Here is a 21,822-nt window from a genome sequence, read left to right on the forward strand (position 1 = left end):
ATTGCAGCCCTGTGACAAAACAGCCCGTGACTACAATCCTGACCACTTTGCGCCCTGAATGCAGGGGTTGGCAGGTTTATTGCTAACAGCCAATCCAAGCCCACAAGGCTGTCGCAGGCATCACACCACCGGTGCGAATGTCATCACCCGTTAAAAATCGGAGAAGAACAGATGGAAATTTTCTTGCAGCAGATCATCAACGGTCTGGTGTTGGGCAGTATGTATGCCCTGGTGGCCTTGGGTTACACCATGGTCTACGGCATCATCGGCCTGATCAACTTTGCCCATGGCGAGGTGCTGATGGTCGGCGCGCTGACCAGTTGGACCGTGATTGGCATGATGCGCGACGCCATGCCGGGCACGCCGGGCTGGATCATCCTGATCATTGCCCTCATCATTTCTTGCGTGGTGGCAGCGGTGCTGAATTTCAGCATTGAAAAAATTGCCTACCGCCCGTTGCGCAACAGCCCACGGCTGGCGCCGCTGATCACCGCCATTGGCATGTCGCTGCTGTTGCAAACGCTGGCCATGATCATCTGGAAGCCCAACTACAAACCCTATCCCAACTTGCTGCCCATCGTGCCTTATGAGGTGGGTGGCGCCGTCATTACCCTGACCCAAATCCTGATTTTGGGCATGACGGTGATGTCTTTGGCGGTGCTGATGTGGCTGGTGAACTACACCAAACTCGGTCGCGCCATGCGTGCCACCGCCGAAAACCCGCGGGTGGCGGCGTTGATGGGGGTCAAGCCCGACCTGGTGATTTCGGCCACCTTTGTCATCGGTGCCGTATTGGCAGCCATTGCCGGCATCATGTGGGCGGCCAACTACGGCACGGTGCAGCACACCATGGGCTTTTTGCCAGGCCTGAAAGCCTTCACGGCAGCGGTGTTTGGCGGCATTGGCAACCTGGCCGGTGCGGTGGTGGGGGGCATTGCCCTGGGCTTGATCGAGTCTTTGGGGGCGGGCTACATCGGCACGCTGACCGGGGGCGTGCTCGGCAGCCACTACTCTGACATCTTTGCTTTCATTGTGCTGATCATCGTGTTGACACTGCGTCCTTCCGGCTTGCTGGGCGAGCGGGTGGCGGACAGGGCCTAAGGAGTACCCCATGAAACAAAAACAAATTGTCGTTTTCCTGTTGGCCGCGCTGGGCTTGCTGCTGGTGCCGCTGGTGTTGCAAAGTTTTGGCAATGCCTGGGTGCGCATTGCCGACATGGCGCTGCTGTATGTGCTGCTGGCGCTGGGTCTGAACATTGTGGTGGGCTATGCCGGGCTGCTGGACTTGGGCTATGTGGCTTTCTTTGCCATTGGTGCCTACATGTATGCGCTGCTGGCATCGCCCCACTTGACCGAAACCTTTCCGGCCATTGCGGCCATGTTCCCTAACGGCATGCACACCCCGATCTGGATCATCATCCCCGCCGCAGCTGGGTTGGCGGGCTTGTTTGGCATTTTGCTGGGGGCGCCCACCTTGCGCTTGCGCGGCGACTACCTGGCCATCGTGACCTTGGGGTTTGGTGAAATCATCCGCGTCTTCATGAACAACCTGGACCACCCGGTCAACATCACCAACGGCCCCAAAGGCATGGGTGAAATTGATGCCTTGTCATTTTTTGGCATGAGCTTTGGCAAAAGCAATGAGCTGTTTGGCTTTGAGCTGCCCTCCGTCACACTCTATTACTACATGTTTTTGGTGCTGGTGGTTTTGAGCGTGATCATTTCGCACCGTTTGCAAATGTCGCGCGTGGGGCGTGCCTGGATGGCCATTCGCGAAGACGAGATTGCCGCCAAAGCCATGGGCATCAACACCCGCAACCTGAAACTGCTGGCGTTTGGCATGGGCGCCACCTTTGGGGGTGTCTCGGGTGCCATGTTTGCCTCGTTTCAAGGTTTCATCTCGCCAGAGTCGTTCAGCTTGATGGAATCCATCATGATCGTGGCCATGGTGGTGCTGGGCGGCATTGGCCACCTGCCGGGCGTCATTGTGGGGGCGCTGGCCTTGTCGGCTTTGCCAGAAATTTTGCGTTATGTGGCGGGTCCCCTGCAGGAAATGACCGGTGGTCGGCTCGACTCGGCCATTTTGCGTCAGCTGCTGATCGCCCTGGCCATGATCATCATCATGTTGCTGCGCCCACGCGGCTTGTGGCCGTCGCCAGAGCATGGCAAGGCCTTGCAAACGGCCAAGGTGTAAGCCGCTTCGCACCCCTTTGACGAAAGACACACATGACAGACACCGTACTGAACGTTGCAGGCGTATCCAAGCGCTTTGGCGGCCTGCAGGCCTTGAGCGACGTGGGCATCCAAATCAAGCGTGGCCAGGTCTATGGCCTGATTGGCCCCAATGGCGCTGGCAAAACCACATTTTTTAACGTGCTCACCGGCTTGTACACCCCCGACACTGGCACCTTTGAGCTGGCAGGCAAGCCCTACAAACCCTCTGCCGTGCATGAGGTGGCCAAGGCTGGCATTGCCCGCACGTTTCAAAACATCCGCCTGTTTGCCGAGATGACAGCACAAGAAAACGTGATGGTCGGGCGCCACGTGCGCACCCATTCGGGTTTGTTGGGTGCCGTGTTTCACACCGCCGGGTTCATGGCCGAAGAAGCCGCCATTGCGGCGCGCGCCTTGGAGTTGCTTAACTACGTTGGCATTGGCCACTTGGCCGAATTCAAAGCCCGCACCTTGAGCTATGGCGACCAACGCCGCTTAGAGATTGCCCGCGCCTTGGCCACCGACCCGCAGCTCATTGCCCTCGACGAGCCTGCAGCTGGCATGAACAGCACCGAAAAAGTGCTGCTGCGCGAGCTCATTGACAAAATTCGCCACGACAACCGCACCATTTTGCTGATTGAGCACGATGTGAAACTGGTCATGGGCTTGTGTGACCGCGTCACTGTGCTCGACTACGGCAAGCAAATTGCTGAAGGCACCCCGGCTGACGTGCAGCGCAACGACAAAGTGATTGAAGCCTATCTGGGCACCGGCGGCCACTGAGCGCTTAGACCGCACAAGGAACACACAACATGGCAAAAACTCTTCTCAAGGTCAAAGGGCTCAAAGTGGCTTACGGTGGCATTCAAGCTGTCAAAGGCGTTGACTTTGAAGTGCAAGAAGGCGAATTGGTGTCGCTGATTGGCTCCAATGGCGCTGGCAAAACCACCACCATGAAAGCCATCACCGGCTCGCTGCCCATCAACGACGGCGACATTGAATACCTGGGCAAAAGCATCCGTGGCCAAGGGCCGTGGGACTTGGTCAAACAAGGCTTGGCCATGGTGCCCGAGGGCCGTGGCATCTTTACCCGCATGACGATTCTGGAAAATCTGCAAATGGGTGCCTACATACGCGACGACAAGGCCGACATCTTGATGGACATCGACAAAGTGTTTGGCATTTTTCCACGCCTGAAGGAGCGCAAAGACCAGCTGGCTGGCACCTTGAGCGGTGGCGAGCAGCAAATGCTGGCCATGGGGCGCGCCCTCATCAGCCGTCCCAAGGTGCTGCTGCTCGATGAGCCCTCCATGGGGCTGTCGCCCATCATGGTGGACAAAATTTTTGAAGTCATCAGCAGCGTCTACGCCCAAGGCGTGACGATTTTGCTAGTGGAGCAAAACGCCAGCCGTGCCTTGGCCATTGCTGACCGTGGCTATGTCATGGACTCCGGCCTCATCACCATGACGGGCGACGCCAAATCCATGCTCTCAGACCCCAAAGTCCGGGCCGCTTATCTGGGTGAATAGTTCATCATCAAATTGGCCTCTAACGCTTATAGAATAAGCGTGAGTAGCTATTTTTTTTGATGTATCGTAAGGTCAAGTTTTGGTTTCGAGAATGGACTTTGGCAGATGGTTGGAGCGATTTAACCGTGCTGCTATCAGGGGTTTTGTTTCAAAAAGTTGATTTTGCTCAAGGTCTTTGAGGGGGTGGCGCGGCATAGTCAGCCCCATGATTTCCATTCACGACATCGACCCCACAGCGCAACTGCAAAGCATTTCACGCGGCAAGCTGCTGCTGCAGCGTGGCTGTCACACCGCTCAACCCACCCCCTACGTCAGTTACATCGAGCATGGTCGGGTTGCGTTGGGTTTGGTGCAGGGCACAGCCATGGAACACCAAATTGGCGTGCTTGAAGGCCCGTGCTGGCTCGATGCCAGTTCTGCCGTGCTGGGCTTGCCGCATTTGGTGGACGCGGTGGCCGATTCCCCCGTGGAATATCGCCAGGTCAACTTGGCCAGCTTTCGCCAAGGCATCCAAGATTTGCCAGAGTCAGCCCGCGCGGTGCTGACCGATGTGGCCATGGCGCACCGCAAGCAAACTGAATTTGCCGTGAGCCGCCTGGCCAAAGATGCCGAGTCACGCTGTGCCGAATGGTTGCTGAGCCACGCCCAGCCGGTGGGCGAAGGTCAAATGGCGGTGGAATTGCAGCAGCGCAAACGCAGCATTGCCACCCAGCTGGGCATTGCCCCCGAAACCTTCTCGCGCGTGCTGCGCCATTTGCGTGAGCAAAGCCTGATCAGCGGCAATGGCCGGGTGCTGAATTTGGTCAATCCCAACGCCTTGCGGTCATTGGCTGGGGTGTGAAGTGGGGGGAACTCTGCGCTGCAATGGCGCTGGAGTGAGAAGACTGGAGCGGGTGAAGGGAATCGAACCCTCGTATGAAGCTTGGGAAGCTGCCGTTCTGCCATTGAACTACACCCGCAATTTTTAACCCATTGAATTACAACAAGTTTGTACCGTAAGCGCTTGATTTAGAAAGATTTTTGTTTTTTGAGCATCGTCTTGCACATTTTCCACACTTCTCAAAACCTACCTACGTACACAATCGTGGTGTAGGTTTTTTTGAAAGTGTAGGTTAACAAAAACGAAATTCACACTATCCACCTGTAGAAGTATAAATCATGCACTTCGATGCACGAGCGGCCAAGTTACTCAAGCCGGGTAAGCACTTACTCGTCCCATGGTGTTCAGGCTTGCGTCTGGCCCTGATGGCCACCCAAATTTCCCAACCCTGGCCACCTGCTCCGGCTAAGTCAACGAGCTCGGCCTGCGAGCAGTTCAAAATCTGACCCGCGAACTGATCTGCTGTAGAAACCAGATCAGCCCAGTGGCAGGTAAAGTGTCATTGGCGAGTCAGCGCACGCGGTAAAGCCGTAGTGCTCGTAAAAGCTCTTGGCTTGCCCGTTTTTTGCATCAACCAGCAGCGCAAACGCAGCCACCTGCTGGCGTGCTTTCAAGCAGCGACTCACAGCACAGCCGATCAACACCTTGCCCAATCCAGTACCACGCCTGTCTGTGCGACAGGCAAGTCGTCCCATGCGGAAGCAGGGCACCGGGTAACGAGGTAGTTTTTTTCGATCGGTGCCCCTGAGTTGCAGAACGTCGATTTGGGCAGCACTGAGACTGTAGTAGCCCAGAATCTCACTTGGTTGCTCGGAATCCACCAGCACGTGAACAGTTGTCACACCCTTGCGGGTGTGCTGCAGTGCAAAGCGGTGCAGGTAGTCATCAAGCTCAGGGGTGCCGCAATGAAACCCGTTGCGATTATGAAGCACTGCATCCAGTGCGTGCTCTTCAAGCACGTTTGACCTGGCTGGATGCGGTCAATGCACTTTGCAGCGCAGCATTTGGCGTGAAGGCACCGTTGAGTGCTGAAGCAAATGCCGTGAAATCTCGCTGCGATAACGTGATGCGCGAATCCCTGTCGATTAAATCTAGCGCTTTTTCTTTGGCAGCAGATCGAACAAAGCCAGCCAACGTCGTTCCCATCAGCGACGCTGCGCGAGAGATGATGTCTTTGTCGGCAGCGTCAATTGTCAGATCAAAGCGGGCAGTGGACGTCATGTTGGTTCCTTTTAAATACGGTATTTTACCGTATGTATATTTTTCTAGCCTGCCACCACCAGCGCGTTGCGGTCTTGTCCAGAATTGACCATGCCCATCTGGATGTGAAGTCTCTAACCAACGATTGAAAACGGCGTGTGAACTTAGGAATTTGCTGTAGGCGACTGGGTGACCGACATATCACGGTAGGCGTGTATCTGTCATTGAACTACACCCGCTAAGCGTTGGTTGACAGAGGTCGAAGTTGGCACAGCTAGAATCTGCCGCGTTGGTGCTCGCGGTGTAACACATATGCCGCAGTTCAACGGGAAGCAGGAGGGTGACGCTGGCCAACAGCAAACCTAACCTGCGCTGCCCCCGCAACGGTAAGTGGACGAAGCGTCTTATGACGATTCCGCTTGCATCCAGGCCACTGAGTGTTTTTTACATTTGGGAAGGCGATGCAGGTTGACTCCATCAGCCCGGATACCGGCCAACACGGTGGCTGTGTGTTTTTTGTCATGAAAAACGCGCAACCGTGACGCTCATGCACTGTCGGGGACGACGGTGAGGGCTTTTATCTTGGTTCTTTCTTTTCATGAAATCTCTTGCATTTTTTCAGTGCTCAAAAGCACCTGTAGGGCTTACTGCGTCTGCGTTAGCAGCTATTTCCTTTGTAGCTTCGTTCGAAGTGATGGCTCAACCTGTGGCCGCGTTGAAAGAGGTGGTGGTGACGGCGACGCGCTTCAACGAATTGGCGGCTATGTTGCCTTTTGGTGTCAACGTCATCACCAAGGAAGACATTGCCCGATCCGGTGTGACAACGGTGAACGAGGCGGTGATTAAGCTACTGGGTATTGCAGGTCGAGTAGATTTTTACGGGGGTGGCGATTACAGCCTTGATTTGCGCGGCTTTGGCACAACGGCAAGCAGCAATCAGGTGGTGGTTGTGGATGGCGTCAAAATGAACGAGGCCGATCTGGGTGGCGCACGCCTGGCGGGCATTGCCGTCAACACGGTTGAGCGCATTGAAGTGCTCCGTGGCAGTGGCGCGGTACTTTATGGCGAAGGTGCCACCGGCGGTGTGATTGTGATCACGACCAAAGCGGGCCTGGGAACAGCGCGTCAGAATTCTGCAGATGTGTATGTGGCAAGCGGAACCTATGGGCTAAGCGATGCCCGCACCAACGCCACCTTGGCCACAGGTGGTTTTTCGCTGGATGTGGCGGCGCACAAGCGCCAATCCGACAATCATCGTGATTTTTTCAGGTCTGATATTGACGGCAATACCGTTCAGGCGCAATGGAGCAACGACTGGTTGCGCCTGGGTGCCAGTCATGCTTATGACAGCTTGCTTGGCGGTTTGCCGGGTGCCTTGACGGCGGCACAGTTTGATGCAAATCCCACGCAAACCAATGCTGCCAATACCAACAAAAAAGCCAGCATCAAAAACACGCGCGACACGGTTTTTGCAAGTGCAGAGTTGGGCGCATGGCAGATTGGGCTTGATGTTGGGCAACGCACCAAGCAACTCGACAGCTTGAACGGTGGTGTCTCTAGCTACCGTTATGACATTGATGCCAACACCGTGGCGGTTCGCGCTAAGTACCAAGCCAAGTGGGGAAAAGCACAAAACGCGTTAACCCTGGGCCATGACCAGGCCGATTGGAAGCGAGTCACACCCGGTGCGTTTGGTGCCACGTCGCAACAAAAAAACAGTGCCTACTATCTTCAGGACGACGTGACCTATGGCTCGGGTACGCGTTTGTCCATCGGTGTGCGGTCAGAAAACATCAAGCAAACAGACACCTACACGGCCAGCACTGACCAAAGTCAACAGGCCTGGGAATTGGGTTTGACGCAGCCACTCTCCAGTATTTGGTCTGTTTATGGTCGTTTGGGCAGTAGTTTTCGTCTGGCCAATATTGACGAATTGGGCTTCACAACGCCAGGTGCGGTGTTGCAGCCACAAACTTCGCGCGACCTTGAGTTGGGCAACCGCTGGACCTACAGTGGCGGGCGGGTTGAATTGCGCTATTACCGCAGCAGCCTGGCCAATGAAATTGGCTACGATCCGACGGTTGTCAATGCAAACTCGTTCAGCGGTTTCGGCTCCAACGTCAATTTCGACCCCACTTTGCGTCAGGGTCTTGAGCTTGAAACCCAGCACGAGCTGAGCAAAACGCTGGGCTTGCAGGTGAACCTGGCGGTGAAAGAGTCCAAGTTCACGCAAGGCGCGCACAACGGCAAAGATGTGCCTTTGGTCGCTGGCCGCACGTTGGCTGTTCGCGGTGACTGGCACCCCGCAGCGGCGCATTCGGTGAACGCGGGAGTGATGTGGGTGTCGTCGCAAAGTGTGGATTTCAACAACACCTGCAAAGTGCCCAGCTATGTCACCCTGGATGCGCGCTACGCCTACCAATGGCGCAATGTGGAAATGTCGTTGGGTTTAAGTAACCTGCTCGATGCCAAGTACTACACCCAGGCGTTCGTATGTGCTGCCGGTGTCACCAACGGCATTTACCCTGAAGCGGGTCGAGCTGTCACGGCGGCTCTGCGGCTGCATTTCTAGGATTTGCGTGATGCCTCCTGCGCCGTTGAGCATGGCTACTTTGACCCCCCAGCGCATCGTCTGCCTGACCGAAGAAACCACCGAGTGGCTCTACCTGCTGGGGCAAGAGTGGCGCATTGTCGGCATCAGCGGCTACACCGTGCGGCCTAAGCGGGCGCGCGAAGAAAAGCCGCGCGTGAGCGCCTTCACCAGTGCCAAGCTGGACAAAATCCTGGCGCTACAGCCCGACTGCGTGCTGGGTTTTTCCGACATGCAGGCCGACATTGCCGCCGCGCTGATTCGCGCCGGGGTGCCGGTCACGGTGTTCAACCAGCGCAGCGTGGCAGAAATTTTGGGGGTGCTGTACCAGGTGGCTGCCATGGTGGGGCAGGGTGCACAGGGATTGAGTATGCTACAAAAAATGCAGCTTTCTATGCAGTCTGCGCAAGCGCTAGGTGCCAATTTTTCACATAAACCCAAGGTCTATTTTGAAGAATGGGACACACCGCGCATCAGCGCCATCCGCTGGGTTTCAGAGCTGATCGGTGTGGCTGGCGGGCAAGACATCTTCCCGGAACTGGCAGCCCAGCCACTGGGTAAGCATCGCATCCTGGCCGACGACAGCGAGATCATCGCGCGCAACCCCGACATCATCATCGGCTCGTGGTGCGGCAAAAAGTTCCGCCCTGAGCTGGTGGCGGCACGCCCGGGCTGGGGCGACGTGGCCGCCGTCAAAACCGGGCAACTTTTTGAGATCAAATCTGCCGACATTTTGCAACCCGGCCCGGCCGCGCTGACTGACGGGCTGGCGCAACTGCACCGCATCATCATGGACTGGCAGCGCGACGTAGCACCTGGGCGCACGGCTGCGCACACCGGGGCGGCTGCATGAACGCCCTCACCACCGCCTTCACTATCGCCCGCAGCGAGCTGATTCTGGGCGGCCAAAAAAGCGGCAAAAGCCGCCGCGCTGAAGCGTTGGCGCAACGCTGGCTGGCGCAATCGGGCGCGCACCAAGCGGTGTTGATTGCCACCGCCCAAGCGTGGGACGACGAGATGCGCGCGCGCATTGCCCGCCATCAGGCCGACCGTTTGATGCGCGTGCCGGGCATGACCACGGTAGAAGAGCCCCTGAAGCTGGCCGAAGCCATCCTGAGCCACAGCCGCGCCGACACCTTGATCGTGGTGGACTGCCTGACGCTGTGGCTTACCCACCTGCTGATGCCGTTTGATGTGCCGCCAGACGTTACCCCACCTGCCCACGCTGCGTTAGCCACAGCCGGTCAGGGTGTTCAAAATTGTGAACAAAATAAGCCTCTAGAGCATGAGCAGAAAGCACCAACAGCTATGCTTTTAAAAGCAATTGAAGGTGCCCCCGGGCCGCTGGTGCTGGTGGGCAACGAGATTGGTCTGGGCGTGATTCCGCTCGGGCGCGAAGTGCGCGCATTTGTCGATGCCCTTGGCATGCTCAACCAAAGCGTGGCCAGCCAGTGCCAGCGCGTGACCCTGATGGCAGCCGGACTGCCCCTGACTTTGAAAGATGCCGCATGACCTGCTACGCCTTGCCCCGCTGCACTGTGCCTTATTGGTTTGCTGCCGGCACCACATGGGGTGCGATAAAACGCCTGCCCATGCGGCTGGCTTGGGTTGGGCTTGCCGCGCTTTGCTTTGTCACAACCGCTGCCCAAGCCCTGCAAATGACCGATGACCTGGGTCAAACCGTGACCCTGTTGCAGCCGCCCCAGCGCATCGTCAGCCTGTTGCCATCACTCACTGAAACAGTGTGCGAATTAGGCCAATGCGCCCGTCTGGTGGGCGTAGACCGCTATTCAAATTATCCCGACAGCGTGCGCCAACTGCCCCAAGTCGGGGGCGGGCTTGATGCCAATGTGGAGGCCATCGTGGCGCTCAAGCCTGACCTGGTTCTGATGGCTACCTCGTCGCGGGTGGGTGACCGCTTGCGGTTGCTGGGCATCAAAACCATGGCGCTAGAGCCCAAAACCCACGCAGACGTGAAGCGTGTGCTTGAAAAATTAGGCCAGGTGTTGGGCGTGCCAGATGCCGCGCGTGTGTGGCGTGCAGTCGATATGGCGGTGCAGGCGGCAGCCCAGTCGTTGCCGTTGAACGCACGTGGTGTGCGGGTTTACTTTGAGGTCAACCCCGGCCCCTATGGCGCGAGCGAATCGTCGTTCATAGGCGAAACGCTCACACGCTTGGGTGTCAAAAATATCATTCCAGCCCATTTGGGACCTTTTCCCCGGCTCAACCCCGAGTTCATTGTGCGTGCTGACCCCGATGTCATCATGCTTGGTGAGCGCAGTCTGGACGGCATGGCGCAACGCCCGGGTTGGGGCAACATGCGTGCGGTTCGCAACCGGCAGGTGTGTGTGTTCACACCAGCGCAGTCAGACGCGCTGGTGCGCCCTGGCCCGCGCATGAGTGAGGCTACCCGCCTGATGGCGCAGTGTCTGGCTGACAAAGCCAGGGCACCATGAGTCAGTGCATCAAGCGGTGCCACCCGTTGACCACGAACGGCTATCTTGCCCACGCTGGTGCTCTGAGCCATGCGCAATCTCTTGTGCCAAGACCCCATGGACTGTGACACCAGTGTGGCCATGAACTTGCGGCGTGCCAACACATTCGCTTGGGTGCTGGCACTGCTGGCGCTGGCCTTGGCCGCCTTGGGCGTGTGCGTCGGCAGCGCCGGGTTTGAGAATTTGCTGCAGCCCTTGCTCAACCCCCGGCTAGACCCTGACCAGACCGCTATGGCGCAGCAAATCGTCATGGACATCCGCCTGCCGCGCACTCTGGGGGCCTGGGCGGCCGGGGCTTTGCTGGGGCTGGCAGGGGCCTTGGCGCAGGGGCTGTTTCGCAACCCGCTGGCCGACCCGTTTTTGCTCGGCAGTGCCTCGGGCGCGTCGCTGGGCGTGGCGCTGGCGCTGGCCGTGCTGGGCGGCGCGGGTGGCATGTTGGGTGGCAGCGTGGGTGGCAGCGTGGGTGGCAGCGTGGGTGGTGGTGCCGGCGGCATGATGGGCGACGGCCTGGCGTTCACTGTGTTTGGCACCGGTTGGCTGACGCGCCTGGGGCTCACCGGCGCGGCCTTTGCTGGCGCGGTGGGGGCGGTGCTGCTGACGCTGGCCTTGAGCAAAGGCGTGCAACACACCTTGCGCCTGCTGCTGGCTGGGGTGGTGGTGGGCGTGGTGCTGGGGGCGCTGACGCATTTGGTGCTGGTCTGGACCCCCGAATCGCTGCAAGCCATGCAGGCCTTCATGCTGGGTTCGACCGCGTTTGTCGGCTGGAGCGCTTGCGGCGTGATGGGGCTCACCTGGCTGCTGGCCAGCGCGGCTGGCGCTTTGCTGGCGCGGCTGCTCGACGGCCTGAGCCTGGGCGAGGCCACGGCGCGCAGCCTGGGGCTGCCGATCACCTCGATGCGGCTGGCGCTGGTGGCGGTGCTGGCGCTGGCCACCGGCGCGGCGGTGGCGCAAACTGGGCTGATTGCGTTTGTGGGCTTGGCCGCGCCGCACCTGGTACGCTCGGTGGTCAAGACCACGCATGGTCGATTGATCTTTTTGTCCAGCTTGATGGGCGGCGTGTTGTTGATGGCCGCCGACACCCTGGCGCGCTGGCTGATTGCGCCGCAAGAGCTGCCGGTGGGCGTGCTGACTGCCGTGCTGGGCGGTGGTTACCTGCTGTGGCTGATGCACCGCGGCACGCGGGGTGGTGTTGTGCTATGAATAAAATAGCTATTCAAGCAAGTTCTATAAGGGCTAGGCTTGGAAATTCCGAGATACTGCACGATGTGTCGCTGGCTTTGCTGCAAGGCCGCTGGACGGCCATCGTTGGCCCCAACGGTGCCGGCAAGTCCACCTTGCTCAAAGTGCTGGCCGGGCTGCTGCCGCACCAGGGGCAAGTCGATTTGCTGGGCCAGCCCCTGCCCAGTTACCCGGCTCGCGCACGCGCCAAAGCGTTGGCGTGGCTGGGTCAAAACGAGTCTGCGGCGGATGATTTGACGGTGTGGGACGTGGTCATGCTCGGTCGCTTGCCGCACCAGGCTTGGCTCTCTGCGCCCAGCGCGGCTGACCGTGCGGCGGTAGAAATGGCACTGAAAACGACCGGTGCGTTGGGCTGGCGTGCGCGCAGCCTGGGCCAACTCTCGGGTGGCGAGCGTCAGCGCGTGCTGCTGGCGCGCGCGCTGGCGGTGCAAGCCCCGGTGCTGCTGATGGACGAGCCGCTGGCCAACCTCGACCCGCCGCACCAGTCCGACTGGCTGGGCATGGTGCGCTGCCTGCTGGAGGCCGGTGTCACGGTGGTCAGCGTACTGCATGAAATCAGCATGGCGCTGCACGCTGACCAGATGCTGATCATGGCGGGCGGGTGCGTGACCCACTTTGGCCCCAGCGCCGACCCCGCCACGCACCGTGCGCTGGAGGCGGTGTTTGACCACCGCATCACCATCCACCCGCTGGCCGGGCAATGGGTGGCGTTGCCAAATTAATTGGAATCTGACCCCCATTAAATACAACTGAGTCCTGACTACCATGCAGATTGAAACCCCACCCACCGACAAACCCTACGACAAGGCCGAGGGCGAGCGCCGTGGCCTGATCATCGTCAACACCGGCGACGGCAAGGGCAAAAGCACAGCCGCTTTTGGCCTGGCGCTGAGAGCGCACGGGCGTGGCAAAGCAGTGAAGATTTTTCAGTTCATGAAAGTGCCCAGCGCCCGCTTTGGCGAGCACCGCATGTTCGAGCAGATCGGCATCCCCATTGAAGGGCTGGGCGACGGCTTCAGCTGGAAGAGCCAGGATTTGGAACACTCGGCGCAGTTGGCGCGAGGCGGCTGGCAAAAGGCCAAAGCCGCCATCCTGAGTGGCGACTTCTTCATGGTCACGCTGGACGAAATCACCTACCCACTGATCTACGGCTGGCTGCCTTTGGCTGACGTGCTGGAAACCCTGAAGACCCGCCCAGCGCAAGTGCACGTGGTGCTGACCGGCCGCCGCTGCCCGCCAGAGATCATCGAGCTGGCCGACACCGTGACCGAGATGCAGATGATCAAACATGCCTTCAAGGCCGGTATACCGGCGCAGCGTGGCATTGAAGATTAAATTGAAGACTAAAAAATTTTGAAGCGAAAGTTTTCCCGAATGACCACCACCGTCCCCTGTAGCCACGCTGATGTCCAACCGCTGCACTTTCACGCCTGCCTGGATGCCCACCCACAGCGCCCCGCTGCTGGGCAAGCACCCTGGCCGGTGGCCGACGTACAAGCCTTGTTTGAGCTGCCATTCTCTGACCTGATCTACCAGGCGCAAACCGTGCACCGCGCTCACTTTGACCCCCATCTGGTCGAGCTGGCCACGCTGTTGTCGGTCAAAACCGGTGGCTGCCCGGAAGACTGTGGTTACTGCCCACAATCGGTGCACTTTGACACGGGCGTGGCGGCCAGCAAGCTGATGGGTGTGGAGACGGTGCGCAGTGCTGCGCTGGCCGCCAAGGCCGCTGGTGCCACCCGCTTTTGCATGGGTGCAGCCTGGCGCGCGCCCAAAGACCGCGACATCGAAGCCGTGGCCGAACTGGTCAGAACCGTCAAAGCCAGCGGACTGGAAGCCTGTGCCACGCTGGGCATGCTCAGTGACGGCCAGGCGCACACCCTGCGCGCTGCCGGGCTGGACTATTACAACCACAACCTGGACAGCGCGCCCGACTTTTATGGCGACATCATCACCACGCGCGATTACCAGGACCGCCTTGACACGCTGGCGCGGGTGCGCCAAGCGGGCATGAAGGTGTGCTGCGGCGGCATTGTGGGCCTGGGTGAATCGCGCCAGCAGCGCGCCGGTTTGATTGCTGAGCTGGCCAACTTGCAGCCCTACCCCGAGTCGGTGCCGATCAACCACCTGGTCAAAGTGGCCGGCACGCCGCTGGCCGACCAGCCCGACCTGGCGCCGCTGGAATTTGTGCGCACCATCGCCGTGGCACGCATCACCATGCCGATGGCGCGGGTGCGCCTGTCGGCTGGGCGCCAAAGCATGAGCGAGGCGGTGCAAGCGCTGTGTTTTGTGGCCGGGGCCAACTCCATTTTTTATGGTGACAAGCTGCTGACCACGCCCAACCCTGAGGGCAACGATGACCTGGCCTTGCTGGCACGCCTGGGGCTGCAAGCTGGGCAGCCGGTGGCGCGCGCTTGAAACACCGCGCTATCCAAACAAGAGCCGGCTGCAGGCTGTCGTGATTTTGCTGACCCCATACCCCGCTGCGTGGGTGTTGGCGCTGGCTTTGCTGGTGGCGCTGGTTGTTGACCGCTGGCTGGGCGAGCCGCCGGTGCGCCTGCACCCGGTGGTGTGGCTGGGACACTATCTGGGGTACGTCGGGGCCTGGGTGCAGCGCCGTACGGTGCAGCAGCCTGGCGTCAAAGATTTCAAAGCTTTTTGGCTTTCCGCCCTTGCATGGACTGCTGGAGCAGCTATTTTTTCAGGAGTATTTTGTGCGCTGCAGAGCGCGTTACTCAGCCTGCCCTGGTGGGGCGCTGGCGTGTTGCTGGGCCTGCTGCTCAAGCCCTTGCTGGCCTGGGCCATGTTGAAAAGCGAGGTGCAGGCGGTGGAAGCGGCTTTGGCTGAGTCGCTGGAGGCGGGTCGCGAGCGCCTGCGCTGGCTGGTGAGCCGCGACACGGCGCAGCTGACGGCCACCGAAGTGCGTGAGAGCGCCATCGAGACCTTGGCCGAAAATCTGAACGACTCGGTGGTGGCTCCCCTGTTCTGGTTTGTGCTGCTGGGCCTGCCGGGCGCTGCGCTGTACCGTTTTGCCAACACCGCCGATGCCATGTGGGGCTACCCCGGCCTCTACAAAGGGCAAAACTGGGAATGGGCCGGCAAGTGGGCGGCGCGGGCGGACGATGCACTGAGCTATATCCCGGCGCGGCTGACTGGCATGACGCTGCTGGCACTGGCATCTTTGCAGTCAACGCGGTCAACGCCGTCAGAGGCGACCCACCCGATGCCTGAACGTCAGGCCAACGCGGTCGGTGTGCGCTGGCGTGACTTGGCGCGTGAAGCGGTCAAGACCCCATCCCCCAACAGCGGCTGGCCGATGGCTGCGATGGCCTTGGCGCTGGGCGTGGGCTTGCGCAAGCCGGGTGTTTATGTGCTCAACCCACCCGGTCGTGCGGCCGTGGCGGCGGATACGTCAGGCGCCATTGTTTATACATCAAATACGCTTATAGCCCTTGTATTGCTTGCGCAAATAGCTCTTTTATTTATAGCATTTATGATGCACGCATGAAGCCGCTTGATCCACTTGTGCACCCGCCGACGCTTGCGCCTGGCTTACCGGCGCGGGTGCATGGCGGCCCCGACACCGTGGGTGTGCCGCGCTTTGACTTCTCTACCAACAGCAACGCCTGCGGCCCGTGTCCCCCAGCGCTGGTCGCTGTGCAGCAGGCTGACGCAACCCGCTACCCCGAGCCGCGCTACACCGCGCTTCGCCACGCCCTGGCCGACTTCCACGGCGTGGCGCCGGGGCGCATCCTGATGGCGGGCAGCGCCAGTGAATGCATTTTTCGTCTGACGGCCTGGGTGGCTCGTCAAGGTGGCGCCACGGTCTGCCTGCCGCGCCACGCCTATGGCGACTATGCGCAGGCGGCGCAGGCTTGGGGTTTGGGGCTGACACATGACCCGGCGCAGGCCAGCTTGGTGTGGGCGTGTGAGCCCAGCAGCCCGCTGGGGCAAGCACACCTGCCTTGGCCCGCATGGCTCTGGCCAGATGCAACTTGCGCAGGGTCAGACGACGCCCTGTTGTCACGCCATACCGAGGCCACCAGCCGTACCAGCTTCAGCGCGAACGGCTGTGTCTGTGCCAGCCCCGTCGTGGTGCTGGACTGCGCCTACGCCCCACTGCGTCTGAGCGGCGCGCCGTCGCTGAGCGCCGCGCAGCGTGATCAGATTTGGCAACTGTTTTCGCCCAACAAATCGTTGGGGCTTACCGGTGTGCGTGCCGCCTACGCCATTGCCCCGGCAGGCGCAGAGGCCACTGTGCAAGCGCTCGATGCGCTAGCCCCGTCCTGGCTGCTTGGGGCGCATGGTGTGGCGCTGCTGCACGCTTGGGTGACCCCGCAAGTGCAAACCTGGCTGGGTGAGAGTCTGCACACCCTGCGCGACTGGAAAGCCCGGCAAATCGCCATGTTGACGGAACTGGGCTGGACTTGCCTGCCCAGCGATGCCAATTTTTTCTGCGCCCGGCCTGCCCCTGAGCTTGAGAACTTGGCAGCGGGCTGGACGGCGGCGCTGGCGCATCTGCGCGGGCAGGGCATCAAGCTGCGCGACACCGCGTCGTTCGGTCTGCCCGGCCATGCCCGCCTGGGTGTCTTGCCCCCGGCGGCGCAAGACGCTTTGCGAGCCGCATGGCAGAACAGCGGGCGCTGACAGGGGACAGTCGGGGGATGTCAATCCAACACGCTCCCAAAGAATTTTTCTCGGCATCTACCCCCGCACCTCCACCCTCAAGATTCTTTTATCATCCGGGGTGTCGGCTTGGATTCATGACAGCTAGTAGTCCGTTTCACCAAACCGCTTACATGAAATCGTGTCTTTTCCAACCTGGCGTTGTTGCTCGTCGTTGCCATAGCTACGGCTATGTCGCCTCCTCGCGCCTAGCCAGTCTTAAAAATCCATCGACTTCATTTTGTAATCGTTTTGATGAAACGAACTACTAGCTCAATTTTGGCTGCGCTTCAAAGTAAGCCCTGGCATCATGGCAGTCCTTCTGAATGCCAGTGGTCAACGCCGCTAGACCGTCGTATTTCAGTTCGTCGTGCAGTTTGTGCAGCAATTCCACTCGCACGATCTTGCCGTAGGCACCTTCTGCTCCCAGGCTACTTGGCCAGTCCAGGCAATGGGTTTCCAGCAGCACGCGCCCGCCATTCACGTCATGGGGGTCGATGGAGGGGCGCACCCCCAGGTTGGCCACACCGCGCAGGGGGTGTGCGCTTAGGCCATACACCAGCACGGCAAAAATACCGCTGGCCGCAGGTTTCCAGTGGGCAAAACGCTGGTTGATGGTCTTGAACCCCAGCGTGCGGCCCAGCTTGCGGCCATGCACCACATGGCCTGAAATGCGGTAGGGGTGCCCCAGCTTGCGCGCGGCGTCCAGCATGCGACCCTCAGACAAAGCCTGGCGCACCGCCGAGCTTGACACGCGCAGACCGTGCACCTCGTAGCTGTTCATGCGCGCCACGTCAAAGCCTTGTTGTGTGCCCGCCGCGTCCAGCAAGCTGTAGTCACCAGCGCGGCGCTGGCCAAAGCGAAAGTCGTCTCCCACCAGCACATAGCGCGCGCCCAAGCCTTGCAGCAGCACGGTGTCGATGAAGGCCTGGGGCGACAAATTGGCCAGCCGGGCATCAAACGGCAGCACCACGGTCTGGTCAACGCCGCAGGCGGCCAGGTCACACAGCTTGTCGCGCAGCGTGCCCACCCGCGCCGGTGCCAGGTTGGGGTTGTGCGTGAGGCCAGCAAAAAAGTCGCGTGGATGCGGCTCAAACGTCAGCACGCAGCTGGGCACGCCGCGCTGCTGTGCCTCGCCCTTGAGCAGGCTCAGCATGGCTTGGTGACCGCGGTGCAGGCCGTCAAAGTTGCCAATCGTCAGGGCGCAAGCCGGGGTAATGTCAGGGTGCTTGAAACCACGAAAAATCTTCATGAGGTGTTATGAATTTGATAGCTATGTGCGCAGGTTTTCAAAGCGCTAGACGTCAATTTGACATATAAAGGATGTATATTGTGTCTCAGATAAGGTGTTGCGGCGGGCTGGCCTAAGGGCTCGTAAAGCAATAACTTGCACATTTGCCTAGCCATTTTTGGGCGCATTGCGTCGTTGCAAATCACTTGTTTAGCAGAGCTAAACGGCGTGTTTTGCGCCTAGCACTGCATCCCAAACCTGGCTTGCAAATGCACAACTTATTACTTTACGAGCCCTAAGGTGCCAACCGGTGAACTGCCACAGAAGGTTTTGGATGGATTCGGATAACGTCTTTTTTTCAGGAGTCGTGTTTTGAAAGTCTTGAAGCTGTCAGCCCAGGGGTTGCCCCAATCATGGATTTCGCTGGAACAAGCGGTCATTCACTATGCGGCCCAAGAGGTGCGCTGGGAAATGGGTCACCAGGTGGCGGTGTTTCATGGTGGGCACAACGCGCGCACCGGCCAGCAGTCGGTCATTACCGTGTCGAGCATCATTGGCACCAAAGGCGTGCCCAACATCAACCCGTTTGAGCTCAAACCCGGGCTGACCAACAGCAAACTTTTCGCGCGTGACCGCAACCTGTGCGCCTATTGCGGCGAGCTGTTTCCAGAGGCTGATTTGACCCGTGAGCACATCGTTCCGTTTGCGCAAAACGGCATTGACACCTGGATGAACGTGGTGACCGCCTGCCGCCCCTGCAACCACCGCAAAAGCCACCGCACGCCCGAGCAGGCGCACATGCCGCTGCTCTACACCCCCTACGTGCCCAGCCTGTGGGAAGACTTCATTTTGCGCAACCGCCGCATCATGGCCGACCAGATGGAATTTTTGATGGCGCATGTGCCCCGGTCGTCGCGGCTGGTGGCGTGAGCGATTGAGCGACGTGTGTTTTTGTTTGCCATTCAGGAAGTAAAAAAGTGAATAACGAGCGTTTTTTTGGACGCATGCGACCTTTGTGCATGGTGATCAGTGGGCTGTGTGCCAGCACAGTTTTTGCGGCCGTTGCAACCCCGGCGGTGTTGCAGGTCAGCGCTTCATCCCAGCCGGCCTTGATGCACGCCAAGCTGTGGTCCACTGGCCACAGTCCCAACGACTATCTGGTGAGCGAAAAACTCGATGGCGTGCGCGCTTTCTGGGATGGCCAGGTGTTGCGCTTTCGCAGTGGCTTGCCGATTGCGGCACCGGCTTGGTTCACGGCGGCTTTGCCCGCCACAGCGCTAGATGGAGAGTTGTGGCTGGGCCGCGGGCGCTTTGACGAACTCTCTGGCACGGTGCGCCGTCAGACACCGGTGGATGCCGACTGGCGCCGTGTTCAGTACATGATTTTTGATTTGCCAGGCGCGTCGGGTGGTTTTTCTGAGCGTGCCCAACGCATCGCTGCGCTGCTGGCGCAGGTGAATCAACCCTGGCTGCAAGCGGTGCCGCAACAGACCGTGCCCGACGCGAACGCGCTGAATCAATGGCTGAAGCAAACCGCCCAAGCAGGTGGCGAAGGCCTGGTGCTGCACCGCGCCAACGCCTTGTGGTCACCCGGGCGCAGCGACGCGCTGCTCAAGCTGAAACTGCAGCCCGACGCAGAAGCCCGCGTGGTGGCGCACCTGCCGGGCAAGGGCAAACACGCAGGCCGGTTGGGCGCTTTGTTGCTTGAGCTGCCCGACGGCCAGCGTTTTGCCTTGGGCACCGGGTTCACCGACGCGCAGCGCGAATCGCCTCCGCCCTTGGGCGCCGTAGTGACCTACCGCTACCGCAACCACACCCCCAAAGGTTTGCCCAAATTTGCGTCGTTTGTGCGCGTGCGTGAAGATTGATTCAGACCGCACCTGACCCAGGTGCAGCCACCCCCAGCTCCGCACACAGCTTGGCCACGGTGCTGCGCAGTTGTGCCACTTCGGCCTCCAGGGCGTCCAGTCTGGCCTGGGTGCCTGGTGTGCCATCTGCTGCGCGGGCCAGGCCACCGGTGGCCAGCAGCGCCTCGTCCACCGGCCCGCACAGCAAATGCGCCCAGCGCTGCTCGCGTGCGCCGGGGGCTTTGGCCAGCTTGACCACCAGCGGGCCGCCTTTGTCGGACGCGCGGTCTTGCAGCTCTTCCAGAAAACCTTCGACCGACGACACATCGGCAAATTTGTACCAGCGCTCGGTGTTCAGGCGCAGCTCGGCGGCAGTTTGCGGGCCGCGCAGCATCAGCACACCCAGCAGCACGGCTGATTGCTCGGGCACCCCTACGCCGCGCTGAAAGTTGTGCTCAAAGCGTGCCACCCGGCCGCTGGTGTTGGTGCGCACCAGTTGCAGCTGGTGCAGGTTGTCAAGCGCTTGCGCCACATCGGCCTCGGTCAAGTCCATCACCGGGTCGCGGGTGGTTTTCTGGTTGCAGCCCAGCAGCAGCGAGTTGATTGAGAGCGGGTAACTGTCGGGCACGGTGCGGGCTTTTTCCATCAGTGTGGCCAGCACGCGCGCTTCGACAGGGGTCAGGCACAGCGTTGGGGAGGGGTCAAGGGGTAGAGAAGAGGTCAAAGTCATAATTCAGTCAAGTATGAAAAACATCGTTATTTTGATCTCAGGCAGTGGCTCCAACATGGCGGCCATCGTCAAAGCCTCACAGCGTGAGCACTGGGCTGAGCAGCACGGCGCGTGCGTGGCGGCGGTCATCAGCAACAAAGCCGCCGCCAGCGGGCTGAACTTTGCCCGCAGCCATGGCCTTGCCACCCACGTGCTGGAACACACCGCTTACCCTGATCGCGCCGCCTTTGACACGGCCTTGGCCGCGCTGATTGACACCTACAGCACACCGCGCCAGCCGGTGCGGGTGGTGCTGGCAGGTTTCATGCGCATTTTGACGGCAGATTTTGTGCACCACTACGCCGGGCGTCTGGTCAACATTCATCCCTCTTTGCTGCCAGCATTTGCTGGGCTCAACACCCACCAGCGCGCCATTGATGCCGGTTGCAAAGTGGCCGGTGCCACGGTGCACCTGGTCACCCCAGAACTGGATCACGGCCCCATCTTGGCGCAGGCCGTGGTGCCCGTACTGCCCTCTGACAGTGCCGCCACGCTGGCCCAGCGCGTGCTCACCCAGGAGCACTTGATCTACCCCCAGGCGGTGCGTGCCTGGCTGCAAAATGAATAGCTTCTCATGCCTGTCTAACATGGGCTGATTCATAATCAGAGACCTAAAAAATTCATGTGAATTTTTCACCATGACCGCAACCGATCTCACCATTTTGGTCGTTGACGACGACGAATTCCAGCGCGACCTGATGGTCATTCAGCTGGCCAATTTAGGCTGGCACAACGTGCTGCTGGCAGACAGCGGTGCCCAGGCGTTGGCGCTGTTTGAGCAGCACCGCACCCACATTGGCGCCATCATCAGCGACCTGTCCATGCCCGACATGGATGGCCTGGTGCTGATGCGGCATTTGGTTGAGCGCCATTACCAAGCGCCCTTGATCTTGCTCTCTGGCGTGCATGATGAAATTTTGAGCAGCGCCGCCATGCTGGCCAATGCCCATGGGCTGCTTATTTTGGGCGTGCTGCGCAAGCCTTGCAGCCCCGAGCGCCTGGCCGGAGTCATGACCCAACTGGCACAACGCGCCAAGCCCGCCCAGTCCAAGCCCGCGCAAGACAAACTCACCGCCCTGCAGATCAGCGCCGCCCTGAAAGCAGGTGACATCGTGCCTTGGTACCAGCCCAAGGTGGACATCCTCACCGGTCAGGCCGTGGGG

Annotated in this window: 23 protein-coding genes, 1 tRNA gene and 1 riboswitch; of the genes, 19 read left to right on the forward strand and 5 right to left on the reverse strand. The window is 60.0% G+C overall.

Annotated elements, in window-relative coordinates; translation table 11 throughout:
- Nucleotides 1-171: 171 nt before the first annotated feature.
- The 5 genes from PHT20_RS13390 to PHT20_RS13410 all read left to right on the forward strand — a co-directional run bounded on the left by PHT20_RS13390 (nt 172) and on the right by PHT20_RS13410 (nt 4,584).
- Complete coding sequence (locus tag PHT20_RS13390; RefSeq protein ID WP_300081076.1) at nt 172-1,101, forward strand: branched-chain amino acid ABC transporter permease; 930 nt, start codon at nt 172-174, stop codon at nt 1,099-1,101.
- Between the two features lie 10 nt (nt 1,102-1,111).
- Nucleotides 1,112-2,194, forward strand: coding sequence for an ABC transporter ATP-binding protein (locus PHT20_RS13395; RefSeq protein ID WP_301020909.1), 1,083 nt, complete (start codon nt 1,112-1,114; stop codon nt 2,192-2,194).
- 32 nt (nt 2,195-2,226) lie between these two features.
- Nucleotides 2,227-2,997 (forward strand): ABC transporter ATP-binding protein, encoded by a 771-nt coding sequence (locus PHT20_RS13400; RefSeq protein ID WP_300081070.1) that lies wholly within the window; start codon nt 2,227-2,229, stop codon nt 2,995-2,997.
- Between the two features lie 29 nt (nt 2,998-3,026).
- Nucleotides 3,027-3,743: an ABC transporter ATP-binding protein gene (locus tag PHT20_RS13405; RefSeq protein WP_300081067.1), complete on the forward strand. Its 717-nt coding sequence runs from the start codon at nt 3,027-3,029 to the stop codon at nt 3,741-3,743.
- A gap of 205 nt (nt 3,744-3,948) precedes the next feature.
- A complete protein-coding gene (locus PHT20_RS13410) occupies nt 3,949-4,584 on the forward strand; it encodes a Crp/Fnr family transcriptional regulator (protein WP_300081064.1) in 636 nt (211 codons plus the stop codon).
- Between the two features lie 44 nt (nt 4,585-4,628).
- Here PHT20_RS13410 and PHT20_RS13415 read toward each other — a convergent pair.
- From PHT20_RS13415 to PHT20_RS13425, 3 genes are all read right to left on the reverse strand, one after another.
- Nucleotides 4,629-4,702 (reverse strand) — tRNA-Gly (locus tag PHT20_RS13415).
- Nucleotides 4,703-5,099: 397 nt separating this feature from the next.
- The gene (locus tag PHT20_RS13420; protein ID WP_300081022.1) at nt 5,100-5,582 is read right to left on the reverse strand and encodes a GNAT family N-acetyltransferase; all 483 of its coding nucleotides are present in this window, start codon (nt 5,580-5,582) and stop codon (nt 5,100-5,102) included.
- Nucleotides 5,575-5,844 (reverse strand): DUF1778 domain-containing protein, encoded by a 270-nt coding sequence (locus tag PHT20_RS13425; RefSeq protein ID WP_300081019.1) that lies wholly within the window; start codon nt 5,842-5,844, stop codon nt 5,575-5,577. The genes PHT20_RS13420 and PHT20_RS13425 overlap by 8 nt, the downstream gene beginning before the upstream one ends.
- Nucleotides 5,845-6,096: 252 nt before the next feature.
- A riboswitch (cobalamin riboswitch) is annotated at nt 6,097-6,336 on the forward strand.
- Between the two features lie 181 nt (nt 6,337-6,517).
- Between PHT20_RS13425 and PHT20_RS13430 the strand changes: the two genes are divergently transcribed.
- The 10 genes from PHT20_RS13430 to PHT20_RS13475 all read left to right on the forward strand — a co-directional run bounded on the left by PHT20_RS13430 (nt 6,518) and on the right by PHT20_RS13475 (nt 16,794).
- Complete coding sequence (locus PHT20_RS13430) at nt 6,518-8,395, forward strand: TonB-dependent receptor (protein WP_300081016.1); 1,878 nt, start codon at nt 6,518-6,520, stop codon at nt 8,393-8,395.
- Nucleotides 8,396-8,426: 31 nt separating this feature from the next.
- The gene (locus PHT20_RS13435) at nt 8,427-9,266 is read left to right on the forward strand and encodes an ABC transporter substrate-binding protein (RefSeq protein ID WP_300081013.1); all 840 of its coding nucleotides are present in this window, start codon (nt 8,427-8,429) and stop codon (nt 9,264-9,266) included.
- Nucleotides 9,263-9,925: a bifunctional adenosylcobinamide kinase/adenosylcobinamide-phosphate guanylyltransferase gene (locus tag PHT20_RS13440; RefSeq protein WP_300081010.1), complete on the forward strand. Its 663-nt coding sequence runs from the start codon at nt 9,263-9,265 to the stop codon at nt 9,923-9,925. The genes PHT20_RS13435 and PHT20_RS13440 overlap by 4 nt, the downstream gene beginning before the upstream one ends.
- Nucleotides 9,926-10,005: 80 nt before the next feature.
- Nucleotides 10,006-10,869 (forward strand): helical backbone metal receptor, encoded by an 864-nt coding sequence (locus tag PHT20_RS13445; RefSeq protein ID WP_300081133.1) that lies wholly within the window; start codon nt 10,006-10,008, stop codon nt 10,867-10,869.
- A 120-nt stretch (nt 10,870-10,989) separates the two neighbouring features.
- Entirely contained in the window at nt 10,990-12,108 is a 1,119-nt protein-coding gene (locus tag PHT20_RS13450) for an iron ABC transporter permease (protein WP_300081130.1), read from the forward strand.
- Nucleotides 12,105-12,869 carry an ABC transporter ATP-binding protein gene (locus tag PHT20_RS13455; protein WP_300081006.1) on the forward strand — a complete coding sequence of 255 codons (765 nt, stop codon included), beginning with the start codon at nt 12,105-12,107 and terminating at the stop codon, nt 12,867-12,869. The genes PHT20_RS13450 and PHT20_RS13455 overlap by 4 nt, the downstream gene beginning before the upstream one ends.
- A 43-nt stretch (nt 12,870-12,912) precedes the next feature.
- Nucleotides 12,913-13,482, forward strand: coding sequence for a cob(I)yrinic acid a,c-diamide adenosyltransferase (gene cobO / locus PHT20_RS13460; protein WP_300081003.1), 570 nt, complete (start codon nt 12,913-12,915; stop codon nt 13,480-13,482).
- A 39-nt stretch (nt 13,483-13,521) separates the two neighbouring features.
- Nucleotides 13,522-14,565, forward strand: coding sequence for a biotin synthase BioB (gene bioB / locus PHT20_RS13465; protein ID WP_300081000.1), 1,044 nt, complete (start codon nt 13,522-13,524; stop codon nt 14,563-14,565).
- Nucleotides 14,504-15,655, forward strand: coding sequence for an adenosylcobinamide-phosphate synthase CbiB (gene cbiB, locus PHT20_RS13470; protein ID WP_300080997.1), 1,152 nt, complete (start codon nt 14,504-14,506; stop codon nt 15,653-15,655). Before bioB ends, cbiB begins: the two co-directional genes overlap by 62 nt.
- A complete protein-coding gene (locus tag PHT20_RS13475) occupies nt 15,652-16,794 on the forward strand; it encodes an aminotransferase class I/II-fold pyridoxal phosphate-dependent enzyme (RefSeq protein WP_300080994.1) in 1,143 nt (380 codons plus the stop codon). Before cbiB ends, PHT20_RS13475 begins: the two co-directional genes overlap by 4 nt.
- Before the next feature lie 286 nt (nt 16,795-17,080).
- Here PHT20_RS13475 and PHT20_RS13480 read toward each other — a convergent pair whose 3' ends face one another.
- Nucleotides 17,081-18,064, reverse strand: coding sequence for a bifunctional riboflavin kinase/FAD synthetase (locus PHT20_RS13480; RefSeq protein WP_300080991.1), 984 nt, complete (start codon nt 18,062-18,064; stop codon nt 17,081-17,083).
- Nucleotides 18,065-18,415: 351 nt separating this feature from the next.
- Here PHT20_RS13480 and PHT20_RS13485 point away from each other — a divergent pair, with 351 nt between their 5' ends.
- Nucleotides 18,416-18,973, forward strand: coding sequence for an HNH endonuclease (locus PHT20_RS13485; RefSeq protein WP_300080988.1), 558 nt, complete (start codon nt 18,416-18,418; stop codon nt 18,971-18,973).
- Nucleotides 18,974-19,020: 47 nt separating this feature from the next.
- Nucleotides 19,021-19,911: a DNA ligase gene (locus tag PHT20_RS13490; RefSeq protein WP_301020910.1), complete on the forward strand. Its 891-nt coding sequence runs from the start codon at nt 19,021-19,023 to the stop codon at nt 19,909-19,911.
- A 1-nt stretch (nt 19,912) separates the two neighbouring features.
- Here PHT20_RS13490 and PHT20_RS13495 read toward each other — a convergent pair whose 3' ends face one another.
- Nucleotides 19,913-20,620 carry a YceH family protein gene (locus PHT20_RS13495; protein WP_300080983.1) on the reverse strand — a complete coding sequence of 236 codons (708 nt, stop codon included), beginning with the start codon at nt 20,618-20,620 and terminating at the stop codon, nt 19,913-19,915.
- Between the two features lie 13 nt (nt 20,621-20,633).
- Between PHT20_RS13495 and purN the strand changes: the two genes are divergently transcribed.
- Together purN and PHT20_RS13505 are read left to right on the forward strand one after the other, a co-directional pair.
- Nucleotides 20,634-21,227, forward strand: coding sequence for a phosphoribosylglycinamide formyltransferase (gene purN, locus PHT20_RS13500; protein ID WP_300080980.1), 594 nt, complete (start codon nt 20,634-20,636; stop codon nt 21,225-21,227).
- A 70-nt stretch (nt 21,228-21,297) separates the two neighbouring features.
- Nucleotides 21,298-21,822 (forward strand): response regulator (locus PHT20_RS13505; RefSeq protein ID WP_301020911.1); only part of this gene is annotated, 525 nt, incomplete at its 3' end.

This window comes from Rhodoferax sp. (genome assembly GCF_028715765.1).
Taxonomy (GTDB): domain Bacteria; phylum Pseudomonadota; class Gammaproteobacteria; order Burkholderiales; family Burkholderiaceae_C; genus Rhodoferax.